Origin of the sequence: Thalassospira sp. GO-4 (assembly GCF_023588965.1) — a bacterium.
Taxonomy (GTDB): Bacteria; Pseudomonadota; Alphaproteobacteria; order Rhodospirillales; family Thalassospiraceae; genus Thalassospira; species Thalassospira povalilytica.
The window spans coordinates 670,310-695,473 of record NZ_CP097807.1 but is presented as its reverse complement, the minus strand read 5'-3'; the positions used below and the strand labels follow the sequence as shown (position 1 = coordinate 695,473).

Here is a 25,164-nt window from a genome sequence, read left to right as displayed (position 1 = left end):
CCCCACCCGAACGTCAAGGCCGCCTGTATGATCATGATACAGGCGGCTTTTTTATTCACTCACCGCCAACCGGCCCATCACCGCGGGCATGAATGATGCAGCATGTTGCCGGGCGGACCAATGCCCACCCCTGGCAGCATTATCACCATGAGCGCACCGCGACCAGGCATTCCTCATACAAAAAAAGCCGCCCGATCAGGGCGGCTTTTTCAATGGTCTGATGATTAATCAGCCAAGGATCTTGTCACGCAGCAGCTTGTTGACCATGCCCGGGTTGGCTTTGCCGCCGGTGGCCTTCATGACCTGACCAACGAACCAGCCCAGCATGCGGTCTTTGCCGTCACGGATTTCCTGTACCTTGTCGGGGTTGGCTGCGATGACTTCGTCAATCGCCCCTTCGATGGCACCGGTATCGGTGATCTGCTTAAGACCTTTTTCCTCGACGATCTTTTCAGGATCATCACCGGTTTCGATCATGATTTCAAAGACATCCTTGGCGATACGGCCCGAAATGGTGTCATTGGAAATCAGATCGATCAGCTTGCCAAGGTTTTCAGCCGAAACCGGGCTGTCCGCGATGCCGACTTCTGCCTTGTTCAGCGCGCCAAACAGGTTGGTGATCACCCAGTTCGCAGCCAGTTTGCCGTCACGGCCCTTGGCGACGATTTCGTAGTAATCAGCCTTTTCCTTTTCCGCAACGAGAACACCGGCATCATATGCCGACAGACCGTTTTCACGCATGAAGCGGGCTTTTTTCTCGTCCGGGAGTTCCGGCAGCTCTTTTTCGATTTCCGAGATGAAAGCATCATCGAAGACAAGCGGCAACAGATCCGGATCCGGGAAATAGCGATAATCATGTGCCATTTCCTTGGACCGCATCGAACGGGTTTCACCCAGACGCTGATCATACAGGCGGGTTTCCTGAACGATTTCACCGCCGGCTTCCAGAACTTCGACCTGGCGTTTGGCTTCGATCTCGATCGCCTGCATCACGAAACGGATGGAGTTGACGTTTTTGATCTCGCAACGGGTGCCGAACGGTTCGCCCGGACGACGGACCGAAACGTTGGCATCGCAACGCATAGAACCTTCGTTCATGTTGCCGTCACACGTACCAAGATAACGCACAATCGCACGCAGCTTGGTCAGGTATGCACCGGCCTCTTCCGGGGTCCGGATATCTGGCATGGACACGATTTCCATCAGCGCCACGCCCGAACGGTTCAGGTCGATATGCGAATATTTCGGGTCCTGATCATGCATCGATTTGCCGGCATCCTGTTCAAGATGCAGACGTTCGATACCAACCGACTTGGTCGAACCATCGGGCATATCAAGAATGATCGTGCCGTCGCCGACAATCGGTTTGTCAAACTGCGAAATCTGATAGCCCTGCGGCAGATCGGCATAGAAATAGTTTTTGCGGGCAAAAACGCTTTCCTTGTTGATCTTGGCCTTAAGACCCAGACCGGTTTTAACAGCCTGGCGCACGCACTGGGCATTAACCACCGGAAGCATGCCCGGCATCGCCGCGTCAACAAGGCTGACATTGGTGTTCGGTTCGTTCCCGAACTTGGTTGATGCACCGGAAAACAGTTTGGACTCGGAAATCACCTGACAGTGAACTTCCAGACCGACAACGATTTCCCACGGGCCGGTCGAACCTTCAATCACATAGCTCATGGATTAACCCTCCAGCCCGGACGGTTTTGCGGTGAAGTTGGCGGCACTTTCAAGCACACCACCGACACGCAGAACGGTTTCTTCATCAAACGGCTTGCCAATCAGCTGCAGGCCAAGCGGAAGTCCTTCGGACGACAGACCGGTCGGAAGCGACAGGCCCGGAAGACCAGCAAGGCTTGCCGGAACGGTGAAGACGTCGTTCAGATACATCTTGACCGGATCGCCTTCGTTTTCACCGATGGCGAACGCGGCCGACGGTGCGGTCGGCGCCAGAATGGTGTCAACCGTGCCAAAGGCATTGGCGAAGTCTTCGTAAATACGACGACGGACTTTGAGCGCCTTGTTGTAATAGGCGTCATAGTAGCCAGCCGACAGCACATAGGTGCCGATCATGATGCGGCGCTGGACTTCCTTGCCGAAACCGGCGGCGCGCGACTTCATATACATGTCATCAAGGCTGTCGCCTTCATCCATGACACGCTGGCCATAACGCAGACCGTCATAACGTGCGAGGTTCGAAGATGCTTCTGCCGGGGCCACGATATAATAGGTGCCAAGCGCATATTTGGTGTGCGGCAGGGTCACATCGACCACTTCGGCACCCGCATCGCGCAGCATGGCAACACCATCGTCCCACAGCTTGCTGATTTCTTCGGGCATGCCATCAACACGGTATTCTTTCGGAATACCGATTTTCATGCCACGAATGTCACCCGTCAGGGCAGCTTCGAAATCCGGAACCGCCATTGGCGCAGACGTGCTGTCCTTGGCATCGTGACCGGCCATCGAACCCAGCATGATTGCCGCGTCGCGAACGGTTTTGGTCATCGGGCCGGCCTGATCAAGCGAACTTGCAAAGGCAACAATACCCCAACGCGAGCAACGGCCATAGGTCGGCTTCAAACCGACAATACCGCAATAGGATGCCGGCTGGCGGATCGAACCACCGGTGTCGGTACCGGTGGCCGCAAGCGCCATGTTGGCAGCAACAGCAGCCGCAGAACCGCCCGACGAACCACCGGGAACAAGGTCCTTGCCGTCCTTGCCTTTCCACGGGTTGATTGCATTGCCGTAATAGGAAGACGTATTTGACGACCCCATGGCAAATTCATCAAGGTTGGCCTTGCCCAGCATCACCGCGCCATTTTCAAACAGCTTGCTGGTGACCGTGGATTCATATTCCGGTTTGAACCCTTCGAGGATATGCGACGCCGCCGTGGTCTGGACACCTTCGGTGCAGAACAGATCCTTGACCGCAATCGGCAGGCCTTCCATTTTGCCAGCTTCGCCCTTGGCGCGCTTGGCATCGGATGCCTTGGCCATTTCGATGGCCTTTTCCGGGGTTTCGGTGATGTAAGCGTTCAGATTGCGATGCGTTTCCATCGATTTCAGGTGCGCTTCGGTCAGTTCGACCGAGGTATATTCACCCTTTGCAAGCCCGTCGCGGGCTTCTGCAAGTGTCAGCTTTGTCAGATCAGTCATTATTCAACCACCTTGGGCACAACAAAACAGCCAGCATCGGTCATCGGTGCATTCGACAGCACTTTTTGCTGGATGTTGCCATCGGTGACTTCATCCTTGCGCAGCGGCAGGGTAAGATCGGCAACCGAGGTCAGCGGTTCGCAACCCTCGACATCAACTTCTTGCAGTTCCTCGACGAAATCGAGGATACGGGTCAAATCTCCCGCCAGTTCGGACAGGCCTTCTTCGGACACGTTGATACGTGACAGATAGGCAATACGGCGAACTGTTTCCTTATCCAAAGACGACATGGATGAAAGTCTCTCTTAAGGAATGACAAAAAACCCGGCAGATACGAAATCTGCCAGAACTTGAATTACAGCGCGGAAACTAGCACCCCGCCGCCCCTATCGCAAGGGCCGCAAACGGCCTAAATGCGCGACATCGGCGATCATTGTTCATCCGGGCGCGATCTGGCGATAAAAATGCCCGCAAGCAGCACCAAATGACGTTACAATCAGGCATGTCTGAATTGCATTGCCATCGCGGCAATTCGGCTGGTGTTTTCCAATCAACACGCCTATAAGGTCGCCATGATTTGCAATGATACTCAGGAATTGCTGCGGTTCTTACCACCAGCAGCGCGCGTTTTGGGCCTGGACCTTGGCACCAAAACCATTGGCGTGGCCCTTTCAGATGTCGGGCTGCAGATCGCTTCACCTTATGAGCTGATCTCGCGGAAGAAGTTCACCCGCGATATCGCACAGCTGTCATCGATCATCGACAAGCAGAATGTCGGCGGCATCATCATCGGCTTCCCGCGTGAACTTGACGGTTCGATCGGCAAGGCATGCCACCGTGTCTATGCCTTTGTCGACGAGATGGAAAAATACATCGATCTTCCGGTTCTGATGTGGGACGAACGTCTGTCGACCAATGCGGTTGAACGTATCCTGATCGAAGAAGTCGACATGACCCGTAAACGTCGTGCCGAAGTCGTTGATAAAACGGCGGCGGCCTATATTCTTCAGGGCGCGCTGGACCATCTTAACCGTCACACCGACCCCGGCGAAAATGCCGAACCCGATGAAGACGCGTTCGATGAAGACGAAGACTGATTTAAGATCGGTCACACAACAAGATCAAAAAGCTGCCAGGTTCGCCCGGCAGCTTTTTTTTGTACGTCATTTCGACTTGATGACGACCATCACGCCAAAGAACTTTGATGGCGGCAGGATAATCTGGCCTTTTTTCTGAACCGCGCCAAGTGACAGTGCGGCTTCGGAAATCCGGGACAAATCATCGACAATCAATTCGAACCCGGCAAAACCGTCGGTCGGAAAATCGGTATCATCAAAACCGTATTTGGCAATCAGCTCGTCACTGTGAAGGGCGTCGACCAGATGATCGATCCCGATGGCCTCGTAAAAATCGCGCACGGCATCCGCCGCCCAGTGACTAAGCACGACCTTGCCGATCGCCTTTGCACCGTTGGGATGGGATTGATATTCCGGGAAATAGAAATTCTGTGGCGGATGGCGATGCTGACAAACAAACGACACCGCATGGCGGAGCAACGGATGGTTGGCAAAGGCCAGTGAAAAGGCAACGCCCACCGTATCGCCCGACGGGGTTAGCGCATCGCGTTCAAAATGAAAGACCGACGGAACAGCTGCCCCGGCCGCAATGAATTCTTCGCGATCCTTTTCGGCATCGCGCGACTGAAGGGCAAGCATCGACATGCCCTGGCGATGGCGCAGATAATCACGGTTATAGATCGGAAATGAAAACGGCACAGACAGATCGGTTTCGGTAATCTTGTCCGGATCAACAACAGCAAGCAATTCGATATACATGCCGTCAAGCTGGATCAGCGCATTGCCCGTTCCAAACGGATGGGTTGCACGCGGCGTTACTTTAAATCCAAGCTGGGAATAAGCAGCAATTGCCGCTTCAAGATCATTCACACACAGAACAAGATGATCAATCGCGCGCGACATGGCGTCCCCTCGTGGCATTGGTGGCGGTCCGGACAGCTTTAGATTGAATTCAGTTTATCGCTGCCGCACTCTTATAGATGTGCTGACTATCACATTATGCTTTGGCAACAAAGAACAACTCCCATTTAGCTGAATTAAAGTCAGCTGGCGCACAGCACAATTCAATCGCTTGCAGTGATTACATTTTTGTCCGACAACATACGGGGTCACCCGGCGCGTCGCGCCAAAGCATGACCTGTGCTTTTCGTTCAAAAGGTCCGTTCATGATCGCCATTCTTTCCGCCCTGCTGCCAACATTCGCCCTGATTGTTCTGGGCTATGGCCTGCGTCAACGTCAGTTCCTGCCTGACGCATTCTGGCCCGGTGCGGAAAAGCTGACCTATTTCGTGACGTTCCCGGCCCTGCTGTTTTCCAACACTGCCAAGGCCGATCTCGGCAGCTTGCCGTTACTGGGGATTGCCAGTGCAATGCTGGGAACTGTTGCGATTTGCACCATCCTGATCATGGTTCTGAAACCGGTTCTGAAGGTCAGTCCCGCGGCATTTTCATCACTGGTTCAGGGGGCGATCCGCCCCAACACCTATATCGGGCTTGCTGTTGCGGCCGCCCTTTTGGGAACGGCTGGACTGACGGTAACCGCACTTTGTGTCGCGCTGGTTGTTCCGACGGTCAATGTCATATCGGTTCTGGCCTGTGCGCATTGGGGCGAAAACGACCGCAAACCGGGTTTGCTGTCGCTGCTTCGTGATGTTGCAAAGAACCCGCTTCTGGTCGCCTGCGTTCTGGGCAGCCTGTTTAATGTTGCCGGAATTGGCCTGCCCCCGGTGATTGGCCCGTTTCTTGAAGTTCTTGGCCGCTCGGCCCTGCCCATCGGGTTGCTTGCTGTCGGGGCTGGTCTTGATCTCAAGGCTGCGCGCAATGCCGGTTTTCCGGTCGGCATTTCGACCATTGGCAAACTGGTTGCCAGCCCGGCCATTGCGGCCGGACTTTGTCTGGCGCTCGGGTTGCCGGGGATCGAAAGTGCCGCTGTGGTGTTTTATGCCGCCCTTCCCTGTTCAGCCAGTGCCTATGTCCTGGCGCGCCTGATGGGCGGTGATGCACAGATGATGGCCAGTATCATCACGGTCCACACCCTTGCCGCGATCATCACCATGCCGATCATTGCCGTTCTGATGCATGTGGTTTGATCCAGCGATCATGAAAATCCCCCGGAAAACCTGACCGGACAGTCAGGTTTTCGGCATGAAATCACACCATTCTTTGGAATATTTACCTTTTCGTCACACGGGCAATTCGTTATGCTCCGCGCGAAATTTTTTCCAGACCATCCAAGGGAAATGTGCAACGCCATGAGCGTCATGGGACCAGCGGCGGATCACTATCCGCACCCACACCTCCTCGGTATCGAGGGTCTCACCCCCGGGGAAATCACCCTTATTCTTGATCGGGCACAGCATTACGCGGAAAAGAACCGCTCTGCTGACAAGACCAGCAATATTCTGGCCGGTGCCACGGTTGTAAATCTGTTTTACGAAAACTCCACCCGTACATTGACGTCATTCGAACTTGCCGCCAAACGGCTTGGTGCGGATGTCATCAACATGACGGTGGGCACCAGTTCGGTCAAAAAGGGTGAAACCCTGATTGACACCGCCATGACGCTCAATGCGATGAACCCGGATGCCCTTGTGGTTCGCCATGCCGATAGTGGCGCGGTCAAGTTGCTGAGTGAAAAGGTCAATTGTGCGGTTCTCAATGCCGGGGATGGTCGCCACGAACACCCGACGCAGGCCCTGCTTGATGCCCTGACCATCCGCCGTCACAAGGGACGCTTGCACCGTCTGAATGTCGCGATCTGCGGCGATATCGCCCATTCGCGCGTGGCGCGGTCAAACATCCTGCTTCTCAATACCATGGGATCGCGGGTGCGGCTTGTAGCCCCGCCGACCCTGATCCCGTCAAAGATCGATCGCATGGGCGTCGAGATTTTCCACGACATGGAAGAAGGTTTGAAAGACTGCGACATCGTCATGATGCTGCGTCTTCAGCTTGAACGCATGGAAGGAAGCTTTATCCCGTCCGTCCGCGAATATTTCCATTTCCATGGCCTTGATCGCGCCAAGCTTGCCAACGCCAAACCCGACGCCCTGATCATGCATCCCGGCCCAATGAACCGTGGCGTGGAAATCGACAGCGAAGTTGCCGATGACGTCGAACGATCGGTCATTCGTGAACAGGTCGAAATGGGTGTTGCCGTTCGCATGGCTGCGCTGGAATTGCTTGTCCAGAACCACAGAAAGATGGGAGGTCAGGCATGAGCCCCGCCATTCGCGCCAAAGGCGCAGGTAAAAAGGCCTTTATCAATGCCCGTCTGGTCGACCCGGTCGCACAGACTGATGGCATGGGCGGCCTACTGATCCAGGATGACACGATTGCCAAATCCGGCGCGGAAGTCACCAAGGACACCGTGCCTGAAGGATTTGAAATCATTGACCTTGGCGGTGCTTGCCTTGCCCCGGGTCTCGTGGACATGCGCGCCCAGCTGCGTGAACCGGGTTTCGAGCATCAGGAAACCATCGAAACGGCTGGCAAATCTGCGGCCATTGGCGGGGTGACCACCATCATCGCCCTGCCCAATACCGATCCGGTCATTGATGATGTTGCCGGTGTCGAATTCATTGCACGACGCGCGCGCAAGGTCGGCCTGGCCAAGGTGTTTGTCTATGGAGCGGTTTCCAAGGGCATCGAAGGCAAGGAAATCACCGAGATGGGCCTTCTGCATCAGGCAGGTGCAGTCGCGTTCTGTGATGGTGTCAAAACAATCGCCAGTGCCCGCCTGCTGCGCCAGGCACTTTCATATTCCACCTTCTTTGACGGCATGATCGTCCAGCATCCCGAAGAGCCGGAATTGTCCAAGGGCGCATCAATGAACAGTGGCGAACTTGCCACCCGTCTGGGTCTTTCGGGGGTATCGCCGCTGGCCGAAGTCATGCAGATCGAACGTGATTTGCGTTTGGCGGAAATGACCGGCGGGCGGCTTCATTTTGCCCATATCTCGACCGGGGAGTCGGTTGAGGTCATTCGCAAGGCCAAGAAACGCGGCCTGAAAGTAACCTGCGATACGGCACCACCCTATTTCGCCTTGAACGAGAATTCGGTGTCCGATTACCGGACATTTGCCAAATTGTCCCCGCCCCTGCGATCAGAAGATGACCGTCAGGCGATCGTGGCCGGTCTGGCAGATGGCACCATTGACGCCATTGCATCCGATCACAATCCGCAAGATGCGGACTCAAAGCGCCTGCCTTTCGCACAGGCGGCGGCGGGTGCAGTTGGTTTTGAAACGCTTCTGCCCATTTCGCTTGAACTTTATCACAACGGCCATATGTCGTTGCTCGATGTCATCACCAAACTGACGCGCGTTCCGGCGGATCTTGTCCGCATCAAGGGTGCCGGAACCCTTGCCGAGGGAACGGCGGCGGATCTGGTGGTGTTTGATCCGGATCGTCCGTGGAAAATTGATCCGTATCAGTTCCATTCGAAATCAAAGAACTCACCTTTTGACGGTCGCCTGACACAGGGTCGCGTTTTGCGGACCCTGATTGATGGCCGCGAAGTTTTCACGGAAGGCTCCTGATATGGAACAGGCACTCGATGAAGGCTACAAAGCCATGTTGATGTCCCTGCAAATTGCGACGGTTTGCGGCTATTTGCTTGGCTCGATCCCGTTCGGTCTGGTTTTGACCCGGATGGCCGGCCTTGGTGATATCCGCAAGATCGGTTCGGGCAATATCGGTGCAACCAACGTGCTTCGCACCGGGCGCAAGGGACTGGCGTTCCTGACCCTGATCGGGGATGCGGGCAAAGGCGCGTTTGCAGCCCTGCTCTTTACCCATCTTTCGGGCGTCGAACAGGGTATCTTTGCCGGTGGCGCTGCGGTTATCGGCCACATGTTCCCGATCTGGCTGCGCTTCAAGGGCGGCAAAGGCGTTGCAACGACGCTTGGCACCCTTGCGGCTGTTAACTGGGTAATGGGTCTGTGTGCTGCTTTGACGTGGCTTGTCATGGCGCTGATTTTCCGCATTTCGTCGCTTTCGGCATTGATTGCAATGATCGCCGCCCCGCTTGCCGCCTTCTTCATCGCCAATGATCCGGGTGCCGGATGGCTTGGGGTATTTCTGGCTGTGATTGTCTGGGCAGCACATCACGCCAATATAGGTCGTCTGCTTCGAGGTGAAGAACCCAAGATTGGCCAGAAAAAGAAAGAAGCAGAACAAGATAGCCAGACGGTCTGATCCCGTTCCTTTCTTTTGAATAACTTGACGAAACAACGCCCGGATGTTCACAATCCGGGCGTTATGCATTTTAGCGATCAACAACCGGCACGATTAGCACAATCCGAACGCCTTGCCCGTATGCGGCTTGCGCGCAGCACCAATATTGGCCCGGTGACATTTCGCAAATTGCTTGAACGGTTCGGGTCTGCACGCAATGCCATCGACGCACTGCCCGACATTGGCCGTCATTCCGGAACTGTTCGCAAAATCACCCTTGCCAGTCGTGATGACACGGTTGCCGAAATCGAACTGGCAAAACAAAGTCAGGCAAAGCCGGTGATTTTTGGCGACCCGGAATATCCCGTCCTTCTGGCCCGTATTGAAGATGCCCCGCCCTATTTTTATGCCATCGGTCGACTGGAACTTTTGGCGCAATCTGCGATCGGGATTGTTGGTGCGCGCAATGCATCTGCCAATGGGTGCGGTTTTGCACGCAAAATAAGTCACGAACTGGTATCGGCCGGATATGTCGTGGCATCGGGGATGGCACGCGGCATTGACGGGGCCGCACACGAGGCCGCACTCAATGCCGCCCGAACCACGGGTAGCAAAACGGGCGGCGGTACAATTGCGGTCCTTGGTGGGGGTGTTGATGTCATTTATCCGCGCGAACATCGCGCGCTTTATGAACAGCTTTGTCAGGATGGTCTGGTGATATCGGAAATGCCGCCCGGTCTTAAACCGCAAGCACGCCATTTCCCGCGGCGCAACCGGATCATATCGGGCCTCGCACACGGAACCGTTGTCATAGAGGCCGGGCGCAATTCCGGGTCGCTGATTACCGCGCGCTTTGCCGCTGATCAGGGGCGCGATGTTTTTGCTGTTCCCGGTTCACCGACCGACCCGCGGGCGGCCGGACCAAACAGTCTGATCCGGGATGGTGCAATTTTATGCGACTCTGCGGATGTGATTCTTGATGCCGTGAGGTCGGCAGAAAAAAACACACAGCTTTTTGAAAGTTTTCATCAATTCAACACAGACGGTCGCAACAGTGAGCCCGATCACATACAGGGCACTTATGATGACATTATCAGATCCCTTGAACATGACGCCGAATTTTCCGGCGCAAAACAGGGGCATCAGGACATTGCAAACACGCAGGAAACCGCGACGCATACCAATGGCGGAACCGATATTGATGACAATGACAAAGTGATTGATTTGCTATCGACTTCGCCCCTTCTGATTGACGAACTTATCCGCACGTCAAAGCTGTCGGCAAACCGGGTTTCAACAATTTTGATTGAACTCGAACTTGCAGGAAGGGTTGAACGTCACCCCGGAAATAGGGTATCGCGTATCGCCAAATGAGAGTCGCGTCGGATTTCGGCGTGACAAATATTGTTGTGATTTGCCGCAATTTGCGCAATCTGATTTGAAATACAGACACACTATATATATGTGCGTCTCGCATTCGGGTTAATTGAAGCACAACATAAATATAGCCTTCGGGCGCAAGAACCGGACACGAAAAACGTAATGAATCTTGTCATCGTCGAATCCCCGGCCAAAGCCAAGACGATCAACAAATATCTCGGTGATGATTATAAGGTGCTGGCCTCTTTCGGTCACATCCGCGATCTGCCGTCCAAGGACGGATCAGTCGATACCGACAATGATTTTTCGATGGTCTGGGAAACGGATGGACGATCGGAAAAGCAGATCCGCGAGATTGCCGCAGCGGCCCGTGACTCCGACACCATCTATCTCGCGACTGACCCGGATCGCGAAGGGGAAGCGATTTCGTGGCATATTCTTGAAGTTCTCGAGCAGAAAAAATTGCTCCGCGGGCGTGATGTGCACCGCGTCGTGTTTCACGAGATCACCAAGAAGGCCGTCACGGACGCCATCGCCAATCCGCGTGAACTCAATCAGGAACTGGTTGATGCCTATCTGGCGCGTCGTGCACTTGATTATCTTGTGGGCTTCAACCTGTCGCCGGTTCTGTGGCGCAAACTTCCGGGTTCGCGTTCGGCTGGTCGTGTGCAATCGGTTGCCCTGCGTCTGATTTGCGAACGTGAAATCGAGATCGAGGCCTTCAAGCCCGACGAATACTGGTCGCTTGAGGCCGGCTTTGCTGTTCCGGAAGGCAACTTTACCGCGCGCCTGACGCATCTGAACGGCGAAAAGCTTGATAAACTGGCGCTTGGCAACGAAGATGCCGCCAAGATAGCCAAGGAAAAGGTCGAAAGCAGAAGCTACGCGGTCTCAAAGGTCGAGCGCAAGGACGTCAAACGTCGTCCGCAGCCGCCCTTCACCACATCGACCCTGCAACAGGAAGCATCGCGCAAGCTTGGCTTTGGGGCAAAACGCACCATGCAGCTCGCCCAGCGCCTGTATGAAGGGGTTGATATCGGCGGTGAAACGGTTGGTCTGATCACCTATATGCGTACCGATGCCGTGGTTCTTTCGCAGGAAGCACTGGCTGCTGCACGCCGCCTTATCGGCAAGGATTACGGGGATGCTTACCTTCCGGCCAGTGCGCGCAGCTTTGCCAACAAGGCAAAGAACGCACAGGAAGCCCACGAAGCGGTACGTCCGACCGATCTGTTCCGCCGCCCCGATCAGGTGGCACGCCACCTTGATAAGGACCAGCTGGCACTTTACACCCTGATCTGGAAACGTACCGTTGCCTGTCAGATGGAAGATGCCCGCTTTGATCAGGTTGCAGTCGACCTGTCATCGAATGACAATCACGTTGTTCTGCGTGCCAATGGCTCGGTTGTGAAATTTGACGGCTTCCTGAAACTGTATCAGGAAGGCAAGGATGACGAGGCCGAGGACGAAAATGATCGTCGTCTGCCGCCGCTCAAGGAAGGTCAGAAACCCAACCTTGGCAAAGTCAGCATCGACCAGCACTTCACCCAGCCCCCGCCCCGTTATACCGAGGCGAGCCTGGTCAAGAAGATGGAAGAACTTGGCATCGGCCGTCCGTCGACCTATGCATCGATCATTTCGGTTCTTCAGGATCGCAACTATGTCTTGCTTGAACGGCGCCGCTTTGTCGCACAGGACCGTGGTCGCCTTGTCACCGCGTTTCTGTCGAAGTTCTTTGAACGCTATGTTCAGTACAACTTCACCGCGGATCTTGAAAACCAGCTTGATGAAATCTCGACCGGCAACCTTGCCTGGAAAGAAGTGCTTCGTGACTTCTGGAAATCGTTCAAGGGCAATGTCGACGAGGCCAAGGAACTGAAAATCACCGATGTGCTTGATGCGCTTCAGGTGATGCTTGAAAATTATCTGTTCCCGCCGCGTGAAGACGGCACCGATCCGCATAAATGCCCGAAATGTTCTGATGGCACCCTAAGCTTGAAGCTGGGCAAGTTCGGTGCATTCCTGGGATGTTCGAACTATCCGGACTGCAACTTCACCCGACCGCTGGTTGCCAATGAAAACGGCAATGATTCCGAACTTGATGCCGGACCCAAGGTTCTGGGCATCGACAAGGAAACCGGCAAGGAAATCACCCTGCGCAAAGGCCCGTACGGGGTTTATGTTCAGCTTGGTGAAGAAGAAGAAGTCGAAGGCAAGAACGGCAAACCCAAAAAGGTCAAACCGAAACGTACCTCCCTTCCCAAGGGGTTGGAGCCATCGGTCGTTGACCTGACCAAGGCCGAAGAGCTTCTGACACTTCCGCGCGTGGTCGGGATTTACCCCGATACCGGCGAGGAAATGAAAGCCAATATCGGACGTTTTGGTCCCTATGTTCAGGCCGGCAGCATCTTTGCGTCTCTTAAGGCCGATGATGACGTGCTGACCATTGGTGAAAACCGGGCCATTGCCCTGATTGCGGACAAGCGCGAAAAAGCCGGCAAGGAAATCGGCAAACATCCCGATGACAACGAACCGATCTTTGTCGCAGTTGGTCGTTGGGGTCCGTTTGTGAAACACAAAAAGACCATCGCCAATATCCGCGATGTTGAACGCGATGACATCACCCTTGAGATGGCGATAAAGGCCATCAAGGAAAAGGAAGCCAAGTCGGGCAAAACATCAAAAGCCGCGACCAAGAAAACGGCAACCAAAACCGCGACGGCAAAGAAAAAAGCCCCCGCGAAAAAGAAAACGGCTGCAAAGAAAACCGCAGCAAAGAAGACAACCACGAAAAAGGCGGCGGCAGATTAATCTGCCGCTTTCCTTTTCAGTGGAAATTAAGTGAAAGGACGCCGCGAAGTTGGCGAACGATACAGAAGACAAAAAACACTTCCCGACCCGGGAAGAAATCATCGAATTCATCGATATGAGCCCCACCCCGGTGGGCAAGCGCGAAATTGCGCGCGCCTTTAACATCAAGGGTGCAGCGAAGATCGAGCTTAAAAAGATCCTAAAGGAACTGAAAATCGGCGGCGATGTCGTCAAGGGACGCAGACGGTTTGACAAACCCGACCGTCTGCCCCCGGTCGAGGTGCTTGAAATTACCGGCATCGACGATGATGGCGAGGTTCTGGCCAAGCCGAATGTCTGGAAACACGACTACGAACCGCCCCAGATTGTCGTCAAATCGATCCGACGTGGCGGGCCAAGTGCGCCTGGCATCGGTGACAAGATCCTGGCCAAGCTGCGCTATACCGGCAAGCAAACCTACGAAGCCAGCATCATGCGGGTCCTTGGAAGCGGTCCACAGCGCGTTTTGGGACTTTACCGCCCCAATGAACGCGAAGGTCGCGTTGTGCCCACCGATCGCAAGGACAGCGGCGAAATCGCAGTGCCGCTTGATGATCATCCCGATCTTGAGGCCGGGTCGCTGGTTTTGACGGAAATCCTGCCAGGCAAACATTTCGGATTGCGCAAGGGCCGGATCACCGAGGTTCTTGGCAATATCAACGAACCGAAATCGATCAGCCTTGTGTCGATCCATGCGCGTGGCATTCCGTTTGAATTCCCGCCGGAAGTCGAACTTCAGGCACGGGAATCAAAGGCCACGCCGCTTGGCAAACGTACCGACCTTCGCGATATCCCGCTGGTGACCATTGATGGTGCCGACGCGCGTGATTTCGATGATGCCGTCTGGGCCGAAGCCGACCCCGATCCTGCCAATGAAGGCGGCTGGCACATCATGGTCGCGATTGCCGACGTGTCCTGGTATGTGCGCCCGGGCGACGCGCTTGACCGCGAAGCGGTGAAACGCGGCAACAGTTGCTATTTCCCGGACCGTGTCGTCCCGATGTTGCCGTTTGAACTGTCAAACGGCTGGTGTTCGCTGGTTCCCCATGAAGATCGCGGCTGTATGGCGGTCGAGATGTGGCTCGACAAGCACGGACATAAGCTGCGTCACAAGTTCTGTCGCGGCATGATGCGTTCTGCGGCGCGCCTGACCTATGATCAGGTGCAGCGCGCCATGGATGGTCAGCCTGATGACACCACAGGACCGCTGGTCGACACGATCATCAAGCCGCTTTATGGCGCTTTCCACGCCTTCCTCGAAGCGCGGAAAAAACGTGGCGTTCTGGAACTTGATGTTCCCGAACGCAAGATCGAGTTGAATGATCAGGGCCAGATCGTCGCAATTGCCCCGCGTGCGCGCTTTGACAGCCACAAGCTGATCGAAGAATTCATGATTGCTGCCAACGTGTGTGCAGCCGAGGAACTTGAACGCATCAAGCAGCCTTGCATGTATCGTATCCACGATGCCCCGAGCGAGGAAAAGCTTGAAGCCCTGCGCGAGTTCCTTGAAGGAGCCGGGTATCAGCTGAACAAGGCATCGGTTCTGCGTCCGCGGGACTTTAACCGCATTCTGGAACTGGCCAAGGACACGCCCGAGGCAGAGCTGATCAACACGGTCGTTCTGCGCAGCCAGTCACAGGCGATGTATAGCCCCGATAATATCGGGCACTTTGGCCTGGCATTGAAGAAATATGCCCATTTCACATCACCGATCCGCCGTTATGCCGACCTTCTGGTCCATCGTGCGCTGATTGCCGGTTTGAAACTGGGTGAAGGCGGTCTTCCGCCCGAAGATGGTGAACGGTTCGAGCAGATCGGCGAAGACATTTCCGGCACCGAACGACGGGCGGCAATGGCCGAACGTGATGCGGTCGACCGGTATGTCGCGGCCTATATGTCTGACAAGGTTGGCGCCGAATTCCCGGGCAAGATCTCCGGGGTCACGCATTTTGGGCTGTTCATTTCGCTCAATGAAACCGGGGCAGACGGCTTGGTGCCGATTTCCACCCTGCCCGATGACTATTACATCCATGATGCCGCAAGCCACGCACTGGTCGGGCAAAATCGCGGCAAGAAGTTCCAGTTGGGTGATAGCGTTGTGGTCCGCATCGCCGATGCCGATGCCGCAACCGGGTCTTTGGCATTGCGACTGGCCGAACATGCCGACATCACCGCCCGCGATCTGGTCGAACGGCCACGTGGCCGCAAAGGCCAGGGCAAACGTCGGGGCAGCAGCCCCGGGGATCGCAGCCACCGTCATGGCAGCAAACCCGGCTTCCGTTCCGGCCCGCGCGATGGCAAGGGCCCTGGTGGCACGTCTGCGACCAAGTCAAAGGGCAAAAAGAAAACGACGCCCAAAAAGCAACGCAAGCTGGTCGCGTCAAACCGCGTCACCCGCAACACTGCCAAACGCGACGACAAGTCGTAATAAAAACCCCCGTGAACAAACACGCAAACAAACAAAGGGCGGCCATCTGGCCGCCCTTTGTGCAATAAAAACAATAAATTACGCCAGTTACATCATGGTCGCGATGAATTTCGCCAGATGCTCGGATGTCTGTTTGCCTCGATTATTGATGATCGCGACATTGCCCGGCAACCCGTCCAGATCAGGATGCGATGCATCAAAACTTGTCAGAAGGCCCAGTTTTTTATCCGCCAACGTCTTCATCGCTGCCAAGGCACGGATCAGTTCAATGCCACTCAGCCCGTCAAGAACAGCCGCGGTGATGATCGCATCGGGATGGGACTGAACAACTGTTTCAAAGGCCTCGACAGCGGTGCGCGCGGTGATGGTGCGGAACCCCTGTTCGCGCAATTCGCGCTGCAGAAAATGGGCCTGAACAGCCGTTGCGGTCACAAGCAGGATTTCCTTGTCCTGCGCCGATCCGTTGTGGGATTTTTCGGCCTTTTCATCACTTTTTACCGTGCGGGTCGGCAAAGAACGCAGGATGCGGGTTTCTTCCTCGGCCTGCGGATTGGTGCCGCTTTCGATGATTTCGCGAATCCAGCTGGTGAAATCGACCAGGGATGCGGCTTCCAGATCATCGATCTTGGTCAGCTCGGCGATGTAATCTTCCATGCGATGGGCAATTGCGCCAACAAGGGGAAACCCGAATGACCCGGCCAAACCCTTGACGGTGTGGGCTTCGCGGCGAATTTCCGCGATCCCAGGCCCCGCTTCATCCATCCCGCCGGCGATACGATCAATCGTTGTTTCAATCCGGTCAACACGTTCAATTGTGTCCTCAATGAAGTCCTGTTTCAGACTGGCAACGATATCGTCCGCATTTCCCATTGGGCACTCCTTTAGCAGGTATTCAATTATGCTTTACAATCGCAAAGTCGCCCATAGGGTGATTAGAACGGGTCGATTTTACTTGCTTGCGCTATTGAACATCATGATGATGGCATACCGTTTCAATGCCCCTTTTTGCCCTTTGGATCAAGTGCGGGCAGAAAAGAAACAGGAGTTAAGCGCCCCATGACCATGCCCCACAACGATCAGAACGATCCCCTTCGCGACATGACGTCCTCGTCCCATACCAAAGATAGCCTTTCCGGCCCGACCGATAGCGGCAAGCGGTTGCTGCTTGGTCTTCGGCGCGGGTTCCGGCGCAAGTGCCCCAATTGCGGCCACGGGCTTGCATTTGGCGGGTATCTCAAACTGCGCCCGGCATGTGATGTTTGCAGTCACCCGATTGGTGAATATCGCTGTGACGATGCACCGCCCTATTTCACCATCTTTCTGGTCGGACATATCGTTGTGCCCGGCGTTCTGATGATGGAGCAAACAATCAAGCCGTCGCTTTGGATGCAAATGTCGATCTGGCTGCCGGCGACCGTGTTGCTGTGCCTTGGTTTCCTGCCCTTTATCAAAGGCGCGGTGCTTGGCACCCAGTGGGCCATGCGCATCAAAGGATAGTCATTGGCTATCGGGCACATTTTCCTTTAGAATAAGTAACTTGGATTTCCAAAATTAGTCGGATGTTTCCCTTGGTCACGATTGGCCGGCCCCGCATTGAAGACCTTTGTCTTAAGACCAGCTTGCGCCATTGGCGGCGTATCGGGGCTACGCTTGGGCTTTGCCTTTTACAGGCGGCTTGTGGCACCCCGCAGGTTGCCGGGATCACCGCCCCGGATGATCCGCAAACCCGCGAACTGGTCACCCAGACAATCGATCTTGTCGCTACCCGGTATATTGATCCGATCAGCCGCGATCAGATTCTGGTCAACACCCTTGATGGCCTGTCTGAAATCGATGACAACATCCGGGTCGACATCACCCCGGATAACCTGGTCTTGCAATATGACGGCAAGACGGTGCAAACCATTGCCCTTCCGCAGACCAACTATGATCAGACAAGTGTTGAAGGCAACCAGATCTGGTCTGAAATCACCCTGCGCGGGCTTGGCACCTATCGGGCCTATTCACCGGTGCTGCGCAATAGTGACACCCTTGATGTTCAGGCCGCCCTGGTCAGTGGCGCCATTCGCAACCTAGACCGTTACAGCCGCTATGAAGGCCCCAAACAGGCCGAAACGGCGCGCAACCGGCGTGACGGATATATCGGCATCGGCATTCGCGTTATCGGCGGTGACGGCTATCCGGTGGTGAAACTGGTGCATCCCGAAAGCCCGGCCGCCAAGGCCGGACTGCATCCCGGGGATCAGATTGTCGCGGTCAATGGCGAAGACATGTATGGCAAGACCAGCACCTATACCGCCGATCTTCTTCATGGCGAAGAAGGCACACGGGTAACCATCGACATCAACAAGGCCGACAATCGGGCGATTGTCCCGGTTGAAATCATGCGCGAACGTGTCATTGACCGGACCGTTTTTGCCGAAACCCGCGACAATATCCTGATTGCCCGCATCACCAGCTTCAACAGTGCAACCGCCAGCACATTGGGCGACAACATCCTTAAGGCGCAACTTTATGATGGCGGCCTTAAGGGGGTTATCCTTGATTTGCGGGGAAATCGCGGCGGTTTGCTGCAACAGGGGGTCGCTGTGGCCGACCTGTTCCTTGAAAACGGCCCGATCGGCAACACATTTTCGCGCGTCATGGCCGCCCGCCATACGTTCCGGGCCGGCAATAGCGACCTGACCAAGGGTGCACCGCTGATTGTCCTGATCGACGGGCGCACCGCATCATCGGCCGAACTGGTTGCTGCGGCCCTTCAGGATCGCAATCGTGCTGTGCTTGTCGGATCCACCAGCTTTGGCAAAGGATCGGTTCAGGCAATCAATGATTTGCCAAACCATGGCACCTTGACCTTTACCTGGTCGCGGATGACGGCCCCGTCGGGCTATACATTTGACAGAATCGGACTGTTCCCGGCGATCTGCACGCAATCAAATGATAATGATACCCCGGTGCACCGGGTTTCAACCGCCCTGTCACAGCGTGATCAGACGGCCAGCATGCTGACCAAATGGCGCACCCTTGATTATCGGGATGAAAAAAGCCGCCGGGAACTTCGAAGCGTCTGCCCGGCCCACAGTAACAATGACGAATTTGACATCAAAGTTGCATTGGAATTGCTGAAAAACAGCCCTGATTACAAGAATCTCGCCTTTGTCGGACAGCAGGAAATCGCCGATACTTTCGACGCGCATTAAAAATGCATTCTTTTTTGCCAAAATGGCTTGACACTCTGGCGATAACCTTTATGTTCCGCCGCCTGAGATACACCTGAACACAGGATGCAGAGACATGGCGAAGCCCGCTTCGATCCTCGTAAAGTTGGTAAGCACCGCAGACACCGGTTACTTCTATGTTGTTAAGAAGAACCCGCGGAATACCACCGAGAAATTCCAGTTTCGCAAGTACGACCCGGTCGTGCGTAAGCACGTCGTGTTCAAAGAAGCGAAAATGAAGTAATCAGGTTCTTCGGAACCGGACTACTTGGACGATTTAAAAAAAAGACGTGCCCTTCGGGTCACGTCTTTTTTTTATTTCCAGGCTTCAGACCAAAACGCCAGCCCGACGGATCGGGCATGGTATTCCCCGTCCTGGCTATGCAAACCGGCGATACCCCGCCGCCGCAAGCGCAAGCCAGCCTGCAATGAACGATACACCGCCAATCGGGGCAATTGCCCCAAACCCGGAAATACCGCTAAAGGCGATGACATAAAGCGATCCGCAGAAAAACAGGATGCCAGCCAGCATCGCATAAGCCGCAATCCGCAAAAGCTTTTCGTCAGGGACATGATGCACAAGGCCTGCAATCGCGGCCAGTGCAACCCCGTGAACAAGCTGATAATGCGCGCCCTTCTCAACCAGGCTTCGCGCATATTCCATATCCGTCCCTGCCATCCCGTGGGCAGCAAAGGCGCCCAGGGCAACCGCCATCGCCCCGTTAAGCCCCGCCATCACAACCGATAACCGCATTCCTGCCATCCTTTTGCGTTAATGATGCTGAATAATCGCGTCAGATTACAAAGGCATCCGCACCATCGCCATGCGAAAACGCAAAAAAAATGGCCGTACTAAAAAGTACGGCCAGTAAACTCTCTTGGGGGAGATGTGCCGGACCATCGAAATGCCCGTCACAAGATTATTACTACCTGCGCATACTCGCTATTTCTGTGACAGCCATCACAACTGATCGAAAAATCGTTCATTTTGTGACATTTCCGAGCAGAAACAGCGTTTTTGGCAATTTTACCGACGATCCGTAAGACGATCAGTGAATGGACTCGCTCAGGAATTCTTCAAGGCGACGGACATCTGGAACATGCAATCCGCTGTCAATCTTGTTGACCAGCCCCTTGCGGCCAAGGCTTCCCATCACGCGCGCAACGGTTTCGCGCGACGTGCTTACACGGCCGGCCACCTCGGAATGCACCGGTACTGGCGACAAGGTTGCCGCCCCCTTGTCATCGCAAACCTGTTGCGCCCGACGCAGGATTTCGGCAATGACCCGTTCGTTTGCACCAAGCGTGCTGACATCGACAATCCGGCGCGTTGATGTGCGCACAATCCGCGCCAGTTCGCTGATCACATTCCAGGCCACAGACGGATGACTTTTGACAACTTTTTCAAAGTTCGCGGGGCTCAAAATCCCGACATCCGTATCATCCACAGCAAAAACACAGGCCGATCTGGGTTCCCCGTCAATCGCGGACAATTGACCGACACAACCGCCAGCACCGATTTCTTCAAGCGTGATTTCGCGCCCCGACAGGGAATAATTCACGATCCGTACACGGCCCGACAAAATCAGATAGACGTCTGAACTGTCTGCTTCGGGCTCGATGATCTGGGCACCGGCTGCATATGTTTTGCGATTGATGTGACGTTCAACGTCCCCAAGTGCGTCTTCGTCGAGGTTAGCAAAAATGCCAACGACAGATAATTTGGTCATGAACCCATGCTTTATGTTGCGCTGTTGTTGTTATTCGAATTGGCAACTCTGACGCTGCCCCTCTTGATACTTCCACTGTCCCGAACACAATCATAAGCAAACAACCAGGCACTGACAATCTATTGCAACAAGATGCAAATCAGCACATCCCGATAGACATGACCATGCTGCATGTGCGAACATGTTGGCAGAATTTCCCATACGACTTCATCACATATTGGTCCTGTTTCCTTTAGGAGACCCAGCATGAGTCCAGAACTGGAAATTTTCCGCCGCAGTCCGACGGGCAAACCCAAAAGCAAACACCCGCTTGTCTTCGTGCACGGGGCCTTTACTGGTGCCTGGTGCTGGAACGAGCATTTCCTGAACTGGTTTGCCGACAAGGGATTTGAAACCGTATCCTTTTCACTCAGAGGTCACGGTGGCAGTGGCGGACGACAATTACGCAGCCTTGCCTCGATTGATGATTATGTCGAGGATCTGGAAGAAGTTGTCGACACACTGGGACAGACGCCGGTTCTGATCGGCCATTCAATGGGCGGCTATATCATTCAGAAATATCTGGAACAGCACACCGCCGAAGCCGCCATTCTGATGGCATCGGTCCCGCCCGAAGGCCTTCTGGCCAGCAATGCCATGATGGCGATGGCCCAGCCCGATCTTTATTTTCAGATAGCCTGGCTTCAGGCAATCGGCCCGCACACATTTTTGCGCGAACGACTGGGCCGCGCCATGCTGTCGCCCGACATCGCCGAAGATGAAGGCATGATCTATTTCGGGCGTCTGGAAACGGAAAGTCAGCGCGCACTTCTTGATATGATGGGCGCCAATCCGATTTTCCTGACCGCGGACGAAGCACCGGCAATGCTGGTGATCGGGGCCCACGATGATGAAATCATTCAAAGCGAACTGATCCACCACACTGCCAGGAAATATCACGCCGACTATGCGCTGGTTGATGATATTCACCACGCCATGATGCTTGATAAAAACTGGGAAAAGGTTGCCGAGACGATGCTTGAATGGCTTCAGGTCAAGCTGGTGACCCAGCAGCGCACCAAGGGCAACAAAAGCGCGGCATGATCATCGATCATTTGTGGTGAACTTTTGATCCGCTGCAAAACGATGGCTTTAAATCACAGACAATTTCTGGGAGCATGTTCACCTTAGCCAGAACAAAGGTTGGTGACATGCCCCACATGAACAGTCTTTTCCCATTGATCCGGATCCTTCCCGTCATTGCCATGGCGGGGATCGCAGGCACGATCAGCACATCGGCAACAGCACAACAGGCCACCGATGCCGTTGCCCCGGAAAACGGTACCGCCACATCCGCCCCGCGCACAGACATTCACGCTCGACACTGGATGGTTTCGGCAGCCAATCCGCATGCCGCAAAGGCTGGTGCAGATATTCTGCAACAGGGCGGCAATGCCATTGATGCCATGGTTGCTGTCCAAACGATGCTGGGCCTTGTTGAACCACAGTCGTCCGGCCTTGGTGGCGGGGCCTTTCTTGTTTATTACGACGCACAAAGCGGCACTCTCACCACCCTTGATGGCCGTGAAACCGCCCCGCTTGACGCGACCCCCACCCTGTTTCAGGATGACAATGGCGAACCGCTTAAATTCTATGACGCGGTTGTCGGTGGCCGGTCCGTTGGGACACCGGGCACCCCGGCATTATTGAAAACGGCCCATGAAAAATGGGGGCAACTTGACTGGCCGGTCGTCCTGTCGCCAGCCATCGCACGTGCGGATGCCGGATTTGCGGTTTCCGAACGCCTGGCGTCATTGATCGCGGCAGATCAGGAAAAATTGTCGCGCGACCCGACGGCACGGAATTATTTCTTTAACAGCAATGGCACTCCGATTGCGGCCGGGACGACCCTGCGCAATCCGGATTATGCGGCCACATTGCGCGATCTAGCCCAACATGGCACTGAAAACTTCTATTACGGGTCCATCGCACGGGACATTGTTGCCAAAATCAAAGGTGCGACCTGGAACCCCGGCGTTTTATCCATGCGTGACTTTGCCAATTATCAGGTCAAGGAACGCCAGCCGGTCTGTGCCGAATATCGCGGCTATGACATTTGTGGCATGGGCCCGCCATCGTCAGGCGCACTTACGGTCGGACAAATCCTTGGCCTGATCGAGCCTTATGACATCGCAACGCTTGGGCCGAATGCGGCTGAAAGCTGGCGCCTGATCGGGGATGCATCGCGGCTGGCCTTTGCCGATCGCGGCCGGTATATGGCCGATATCGATTTTGTCCCGATGCCGTTAAGCGGATTGCTCGATAAGGACTATCTTGGTGAACGGTCCAAATTGCTTACCAGCACACGTGCCCTTGATAACGTCGAAGCCGGCTTGCCATCCTTTAGCCATGCGATGAAGCTTGCCGATGATGAGGCCATCGAACTCCCGAGTACCAGCCATTTTTCGATTGTCGACAGCTATGGCAATGTCGTGTCGATGACAACAACCATCGAAAACGGCTTTGGTTCGCGGCTTATGGTGAACGGCTTCATGCTCAATAACGAGTTGACCGATTTTTCATTCCGCACGCACAAGGACGGCGTTCCCATCGCCAACCGGCTAGAACCGGGTAAACGCCCGCGATCGTCCATGGCCCCGACCATCGTGATGAAAGATGACAAACCGTTCATTGCCGTCGGCTCTCCGGGCGGGTCGCGCATTATCGGGTATGTCGCCCAGTCACTCATCGCAATGATTGATTGGAACATGTCCCCGCAAGAAGCCATCAACATGCCCCATCTGGTCAACCGGTTTGGTACACTTGATATCGAGGCGGGCACACCCGCCACATCACTTGCAGCCGAGTTGGAGGTAATGGGTTTTAAAACCAGTATCCAGGACCTTAATTCCGGCATTCACGCCATCATGATCACCGAAGATACATTGATTGGTGGCGCCGATCCGCGCCGCGAGGGACTGGTTATCGGAAATTAGGCCAAACAAGCGTAGCAAAACACCATGCAACAACAAGGGCGGAACAGCAGTGATACTGTTCCGCCCTTTTATCTTTGCCGTGATCGGCGGTTATTCAGGCTGCTGTGATCCAGCTTTCAAACAGGCTGTGCAAATCCTTATGATCATTGGCAATGAAATGAGCACCGGCATCACGCAGATACTCTGCCGGTGTGATGTCAACCAACCCGACGGTTGTTGCCCCCGATGCCACGCCCGCCCTGACCCCATTCTGGCTGTCATCAACGACCACGCAGTCCGTGATCGGCAGCCCCATTCTTTCCGCCGCCAGCAAATAGACATCCGGATGCGGTTTGGCATTTTTGACGTCATGGGCCGAACAGATCCGATCCCCGAAGCGATCCTTGATCCCGACCTTGCCCAGTGAAACATCCATCTTGTTATGGGGGCCGTTACTGCCAACCGCCATCGGAATGCCGTGGTGATCTAGAAGATCAAGGATCGGTCCCAGATCGGTAAACGGTTCCAGATCATTGCGAAACGCCACAAAGGTCCGTTCATAACATTCCGCAAGCCAGTCTTCTGGCAAGGTGATGTCAAACAGTTCCTTCATTTTCGGGGGCACCATCGCAAGCGTCCCGCCGATGAAAAGATCATGGGTCTTTGTCATGTCCATATCACAGCCATATTCACACAGCTGTTCGGTCAGAACACGACAGGCAAGTGTTTCCGTGTCCACAAGAACACCGTCGCAATCAAAGATCACGCCACGAATAACCGGCTTTGTCATGTCAGATACCCTTAAAGGCCCGCCAGTTCCGTCCAGCGTTTTTCATCATAGGCGACCGAACGGGTCGCACCGAAATCAACGACCGGCCGTTTGATCACAGTCGGGTTGGCAGCAAGAATTTCTGCGGCCTTTGCCCCGCCCTGCTCCAGCGTTGCCTTATCGGCATCAGACAGATTGCGATAGCTTGGCCCGCGTTTATTGATCAGCACCGCGCCACCGACTTCATCAAGCCATCCTTCGATGGTTTTGGCATCAATGCCGTCCGCACGGAAATCATGCAATTTGTTTTCAACACCTTGTGCATCGAACCATTTCAGGGTTTTGCGGACAGTATCGCAATTCTTGATGCCGTAAATCGTGACCATATCTATTCCTGTTAATTTTCAAACTCGGGAT

The 25,164-nt window shown here is 54.8% G+C and carries 22 protein-coding genes; 13 read left to right on the top strand and 9 right to left on the bottom strand.

The genetic code is table 11. The features are described from left to right. Nucleotides 1-228: 228 nt before the first annotated feature. From gatB to gatC, 3 genes are read right to left on the bottom strand one after another with little or no spacing between them, the layout of a single operon-like run. Nucleotides 229-1,683 (bottom strand): Asp-tRNA(Asn)/Glu-tRNA(Gln) amidotransferase subunit GatB, encoded by a 1,455-nt coding sequence (gatB, locus tag M9H61_RS03330; protein WP_250283379.1) that lies wholly within the window; start codon nucleotides 1,681-1,683, stop codon nucleotides 229-231. A 3-nt stretch (nucleotides 1,684-1,686) separates the two neighbouring features. Next, nucleotides 1,687-3,165: an Asp-tRNA(Asn)/Glu-tRNA(Gln) amidotransferase subunit GatA gene (gene gatA / locus M9H61_RS03325; protein ID WP_250283377.1), complete on the bottom strand. Its 1,479-nt coding sequence runs from the start codon at nucleotides 3,163-3,165 to the stop codon at nucleotides 1,687-1,689. Continuing rightward, nucleotides 3,165-3,455: an Asp-tRNA(Asn)/Glu-tRNA(Gln) amidotransferase subunit GatC gene (gatC, locus tag M9H61_RS03320; protein ID WP_008890773.1), complete on the bottom strand. Its 291-nt coding sequence runs from the start codon at nucleotides 3,453-3,455 to the stop codon at nucleotides 3,165-3,167. The genes gatA and gatC overlap by 1 nt, the downstream gene beginning before the upstream one ends. Before the next feature lie 282 nt (nucleotides 3,456-3,737). On the opposite strand from gatC, the gene ruvX reads away from it, so the two are divergent. Next, nucleotides 3,738-4,262 carry a Holliday junction resolvase RuvX gene (gene ruvX / locus M9H61_RS03315; RefSeq protein WP_068519423.1) on the top strand — a complete coding sequence of 175 codons (525 nt, stop codon included), beginning with the start codon at nucleotides 3,738-3,740 and terminating at the stop codon, nucleotides 4,260-4,262. Nucleotides 4,263-4,328: 66 nt separating this feature from the next. Here the strand turns inward: ruvX and M9H61_RS03310 are convergent, their stop codons facing one another. Further along, nucleotides 4,329-5,144 (bottom strand): VOC family protein, encoded by an 816-nt coding sequence (locus M9H61_RS03310; protein ID WP_068519386.1) that lies wholly within the window; start codon nucleotides 5,142-5,144, stop codon nucleotides 4,329-4,331. 263 nt (nucleotides 5,145-5,407) lie between these two features. On the opposite strand from M9H61_RS03310, the gene M9H61_RS03305 reads away from it, so the two are divergent. The 7 genes from M9H61_RS03305 (at nucleotide 5,408) to rnr (ending at nucleotide 16,076) form a co-directional block, all read left to right on the top strand. Then, nucleotides 5,408-6,331, top strand: a complete 924-nt coding sequence (locus M9H61_RS03305) for an AEC family transporter (protein WP_101246118.1) — start codon at nucleotides 5,408-5,410, stop codon at nucleotides 6,329-6,331. A 171-nt stretch (nucleotides 6,332-6,502) separates the two neighbouring features. Continuing rightward, nucleotides 6,503-7,462 (top strand): aspartate carbamoyltransferase catalytic subunit, encoded by a 960-nt coding sequence (locus tag M9H61_RS03300; RefSeq protein WP_101246441.1) that lies wholly within the window; start codon nucleotides 6,503-6,505, stop codon nucleotides 7,460-7,462. Beyond that, entirely contained in the window at nucleotides 7,459-8,781 is a 1,323-nt protein-coding gene (locus M9H61_RS03295; RefSeq protein WP_250283376.1) for a dihydroorotase family protein, read from the top strand. Before M9H61_RS03300 ends, M9H61_RS03295 begins: the two co-directional genes overlap by 4 nt. A gap of 1 nt (nucleotide 8,782) precedes the next feature. Further along, complete coding sequence (plsY, locus tag M9H61_RS03290) at nucleotides 8,783-9,439, top strand: glycerol-3-phosphate 1-O-acyltransferase PlsY (protein WP_371922205.1); 657 nt, start codon at nucleotides 8,783-8,785, stop codon at nucleotides 9,437-9,439. Nucleotides 9,440-9,502: 63 nt separating this feature from the next. Then, entirely contained in the window at nucleotides 9,503-10,792 is a 1,290-nt protein-coding gene (dprA, locus tag M9H61_RS03285; RefSeq protein WP_250283374.1) for a DNA-processing protein DprA, read from the top strand. A gap of 168 nt (nucleotides 10,793-10,960) precedes the next feature. Then, nucleotides 10,961-13,609, top strand: coding sequence for a type I DNA topoisomerase (topA, locus tag M9H61_RS03280; protein ID WP_068519382.1), 2,649 nt, complete (start codon nucleotides 10,961-10,963; stop codon nucleotides 13,607-13,609). A 49-nt stretch (nucleotides 13,610-13,658) separates the two neighbouring features. Beyond that, nucleotides 13,659-16,076: a ribonuclease R gene (gene rnr, locus M9H61_RS03275; protein WP_114112442.1), complete on the top strand. Its 2,418-nt coding sequence runs from the start codon at nucleotides 13,659-13,661 to the stop codon at nucleotides 16,074-16,076. An 87-nt stretch (nucleotides 16,077-16,163) separates the two neighbouring features. On the opposite strand, the gene M9H61_RS03270 is transcribed toward rnr, so the two are convergent. After that, nucleotides 16,164-16,946, bottom strand: coding sequence for an Hpt domain-containing protein (locus M9H61_RS03270; RefSeq protein WP_068519380.1), 783 nt, complete (start codon nucleotides 16,944-16,946; stop codon nucleotides 16,164-16,166). A 186-nt stretch (nucleotides 16,947-17,132) separates the two neighbouring features. Here M9H61_RS03270 and M9H61_RS03265 point away from each other — a divergent pair, with 186 nt between their 5' ends. From M9H61_RS03265 to rpmG, 3 genes are all read left to right on the top strand, one after another. Continuing rightward, on the top strand, nucleotides 17,133-17,573 hold the full coding sequence (locus M9H61_RS03265; RefSeq protein WP_250283372.1) for a DUF983 domain-containing protein: 441 nt from the start codon (nucleotides 17,133-17,135) through the stop codon (nucleotides 17,571-17,573). Nucleotides 17,574-17,644: 71 nt separating this feature from the next. Then, nucleotides 17,645-19,276 (top strand): S41 family peptidase, encoded by a 1,632-nt coding sequence (locus tag M9H61_RS03260; RefSeq protein ID WP_250283370.1) that lies wholly within the window; start codon nucleotides 17,645-17,647, stop codon nucleotides 19,274-19,276. A 94-nt stretch (nucleotides 19,277-19,370) separates the two neighbouring features. After that, entirely contained in the window at nucleotides 19,371-19,538 is a 168-nt protein-coding gene (rpmG, locus tag M9H61_RS03255) for a 50S ribosomal protein L33 (RefSeq protein ID WP_008890790.1), read from the top strand. A gap of 135 nt (nucleotides 19,539-19,673) precedes the next feature. On the opposite strand, the gene M9H61_RS03250 is transcribed toward rpmG, so the two are convergent. Together M9H61_RS03250 and M9H61_RS03245 are read right to left on the bottom strand one after the other, a co-directional pair. Then, complete coding sequence (locus M9H61_RS03250; protein WP_068519379.1) at nucleotides 19,674-20,048, bottom strand: DUF423 domain-containing protein; 375 nt, start codon at nucleotides 20,046-20,048, stop codon at nucleotides 19,674-19,676. A gap of 295 nt (nucleotides 20,049-20,343) precedes the next feature. Then, nucleotides 20,344-21,024, bottom strand: a complete 681-nt coding sequence (locus M9H61_RS03245) for a Crp/Fnr family transcriptional regulator (RefSeq protein ID WP_068519378.1) — start codon at nucleotides 21,022-21,024, stop codon at nucleotides 20,344-20,346. Nucleotides 21,025-21,270: 246 nt separating this feature from the next. On the opposite strand from M9H61_RS03245, the gene M9H61_RS03240 reads away from it, so the two are divergent. Together M9H61_RS03240 and ggt are read left to right on the top strand one after the other, a co-directional pair. Beyond that, nucleotides 21,271-22,107: an alpha/beta hydrolase gene (locus M9H61_RS03240; RefSeq protein ID WP_250283368.1), complete on the top strand. Its 837-nt coding sequence runs from the start codon at nucleotides 21,271-21,273 to the stop codon at nucleotides 22,105-22,107. 116 nt (nucleotides 22,108-22,223) lie between these two features. Further along, the gene (gene ggt, locus M9H61_RS03235) at nucleotides 22,224-23,999 is read left to right on the top strand and encodes a gamma-glutamyltransferase (protein WP_250283366.1); all 1,776 of its coding nucleotides are present in this window, start codon (nucleotides 22,224-22,226) and stop codon (nucleotides 23,997-23,999) included. Between the two features lie 94 nt (nucleotides 24,000-24,093). On the opposite strand, the gene M9H61_RS03230 is transcribed toward ggt, so the two are convergent. Next, on the bottom strand, nucleotides 24,094-24,768 hold the full coding sequence (locus M9H61_RS03230) for an HAD family phosphatase (protein ID WP_250283365.1): 675 nt from the start codon (nucleotides 24,766-24,768) through the stop codon (nucleotides 24,094-24,096). 11 nt (nucleotides 24,769-24,779) lie between these two features. After that, complete coding sequence (locus M9H61_RS03225) at nucleotides 24,780-25,133, bottom strand: ArsC/Spx/MgsR family protein (protein WP_206927511.1); 354 nt, start codon at nucleotides 25,131-25,133, stop codon at nucleotides 24,780-24,782. Between the last annotated feature and the right edge of the window lie 31 nt (nucleotides 25,134-25,164).

Excerpts from the sequence above, each read along its gene's own strand:
- M9H61_RS03295 (WP_250283376.1), top strand. The coding sequence starts at position 7,459 with ATGAGCCCCGCCATTCGCGCCAAAGGCGCAGGTAAAAAGGCCTTTATC.
- gatA (WP_250283377.1), bottom strand. The coding sequence starts at position 3,165 with ATGACTGATCTGACAAAGCTGACACTTGCAGAAGCCCGCGACGGGCTT.
- dprA (WP_250283374.1), top strand. The coding sequence starts at position 9,503 with ATGCATTTTAGCGATCAACAACCGGCACGATTAGCACAATCCGAACGC.
- M9H61_RS03310 (WP_068519386.1), bottom strand. The coding sequence starts at position 5,144 with ATGTCGCGCGCGATTGATCATCTTGTTCTGTGTGTGAATGATCTTGAA.
- ggt (WP_250283366.1), top strand. The coding sequence starts at position 22,224 with ATGAACAGTCTTTTCCCATTGATCCGGATCCTTCCCGTCATTGCCATG.
- gatB (WP_250283379.1), bottom strand. The coding sequence starts at position 1,683 with ATGAGCTATGTGATTGAAGGTTCGACCGGCCCGTGGGAAATCGTTGTC.
- M9H61_RS03225 (WP_206927511.1), bottom strand. The coding sequence starts at position 25,133 with ATGGTCACGATTTACGGCATCAAGAATTGCGATACTGTCCGCAAAACC.
- M9H61_RS03270 (WP_068519380.1), bottom strand. The coding sequence starts at position 16,946 with ATGGGAAATGCGGACGATATCGTTGCCAGTCTGAAACAGGACTTCATT.
- plsY (WP_371922205.1), top strand. The coding sequence starts at position 8,783 with ATGGAACAGGCACTCGATGAAGGCTACAAAGCCATGTTGATGTCCCTG.
- M9H61_RS03265 (WP_250283372.1), top strand. The coding sequence starts at position 17,133 with ATGACCATGCCCCACAACGATCAGAACGATCCCCTTCGCGACATGACG.
- M9H61_RS03240 (WP_250283368.1), top strand. The coding sequence starts at position 21,271 with ATGAGTCCAGAACTGGAAATTTTCCGCCGCAGTCCGACGGGCAAACCC.
- rpmG (WP_008890790.1), top strand. The coding sequence starts at position 19,371 with ATGGCGAAGCCCGCTTCGATCCTCGTAAAGTTGGTAAGCACCGCAGAC.
- gatC (WP_008890773.1), bottom strand. The coding sequence starts at position 3,455 with ATGTCGTCTTTGGATAAGGAAACAGTTCGCCGTATTGCCTATCTGTCA.
- M9H61_RS03305 (WP_101246118.1), top strand. The coding sequence starts at position 5,408 with ATGATCGCCATTCTTTCCGCCCTGCTGCCAACATTCGCCCTGATTGTT.
- topA (WP_068519382.1), top strand. The coding sequence starts at position 10,961 with ATGAATCTTGTCATCGTCGAATCCCCGGCCAAAGCCAAGACGATCAAC.
- M9H61_RS03300 (WP_101246441.1), top strand. The coding sequence starts at position 6,503 with ATGGGACCAGCGGCGGATCACTATCCGCACCCACACCTCCTCGGTATC.
- M9H61_RS03245 (WP_068519378.1), bottom strand. The coding sequence starts at position 21,024 with ATGACCAAATTATCTGTCGTTGGCATTTTTGCTAACCTCGACGAAGAC.
- M9H61_RS03230 (WP_250283365.1), bottom strand. The coding sequence starts at position 24,768 with ATGACAAAGCCGGTTATTCGTGGCGTGATCTTTGATTGCGACGGTGTT.
- ruvX (WP_068519423.1), top strand. The coding sequence starts at position 3,738 with ATGATTTGCAATGATACTCAGGAATTGCTGCGGTTCTTACCACCAGCA.
- M9H61_RS03250 (WP_068519379.1), bottom strand. The coding sequence starts at position 20,048 with ATGCGGTTATCGGTTGTGATGGCGGGGCTTAACGGGGCGATGGCGGTT.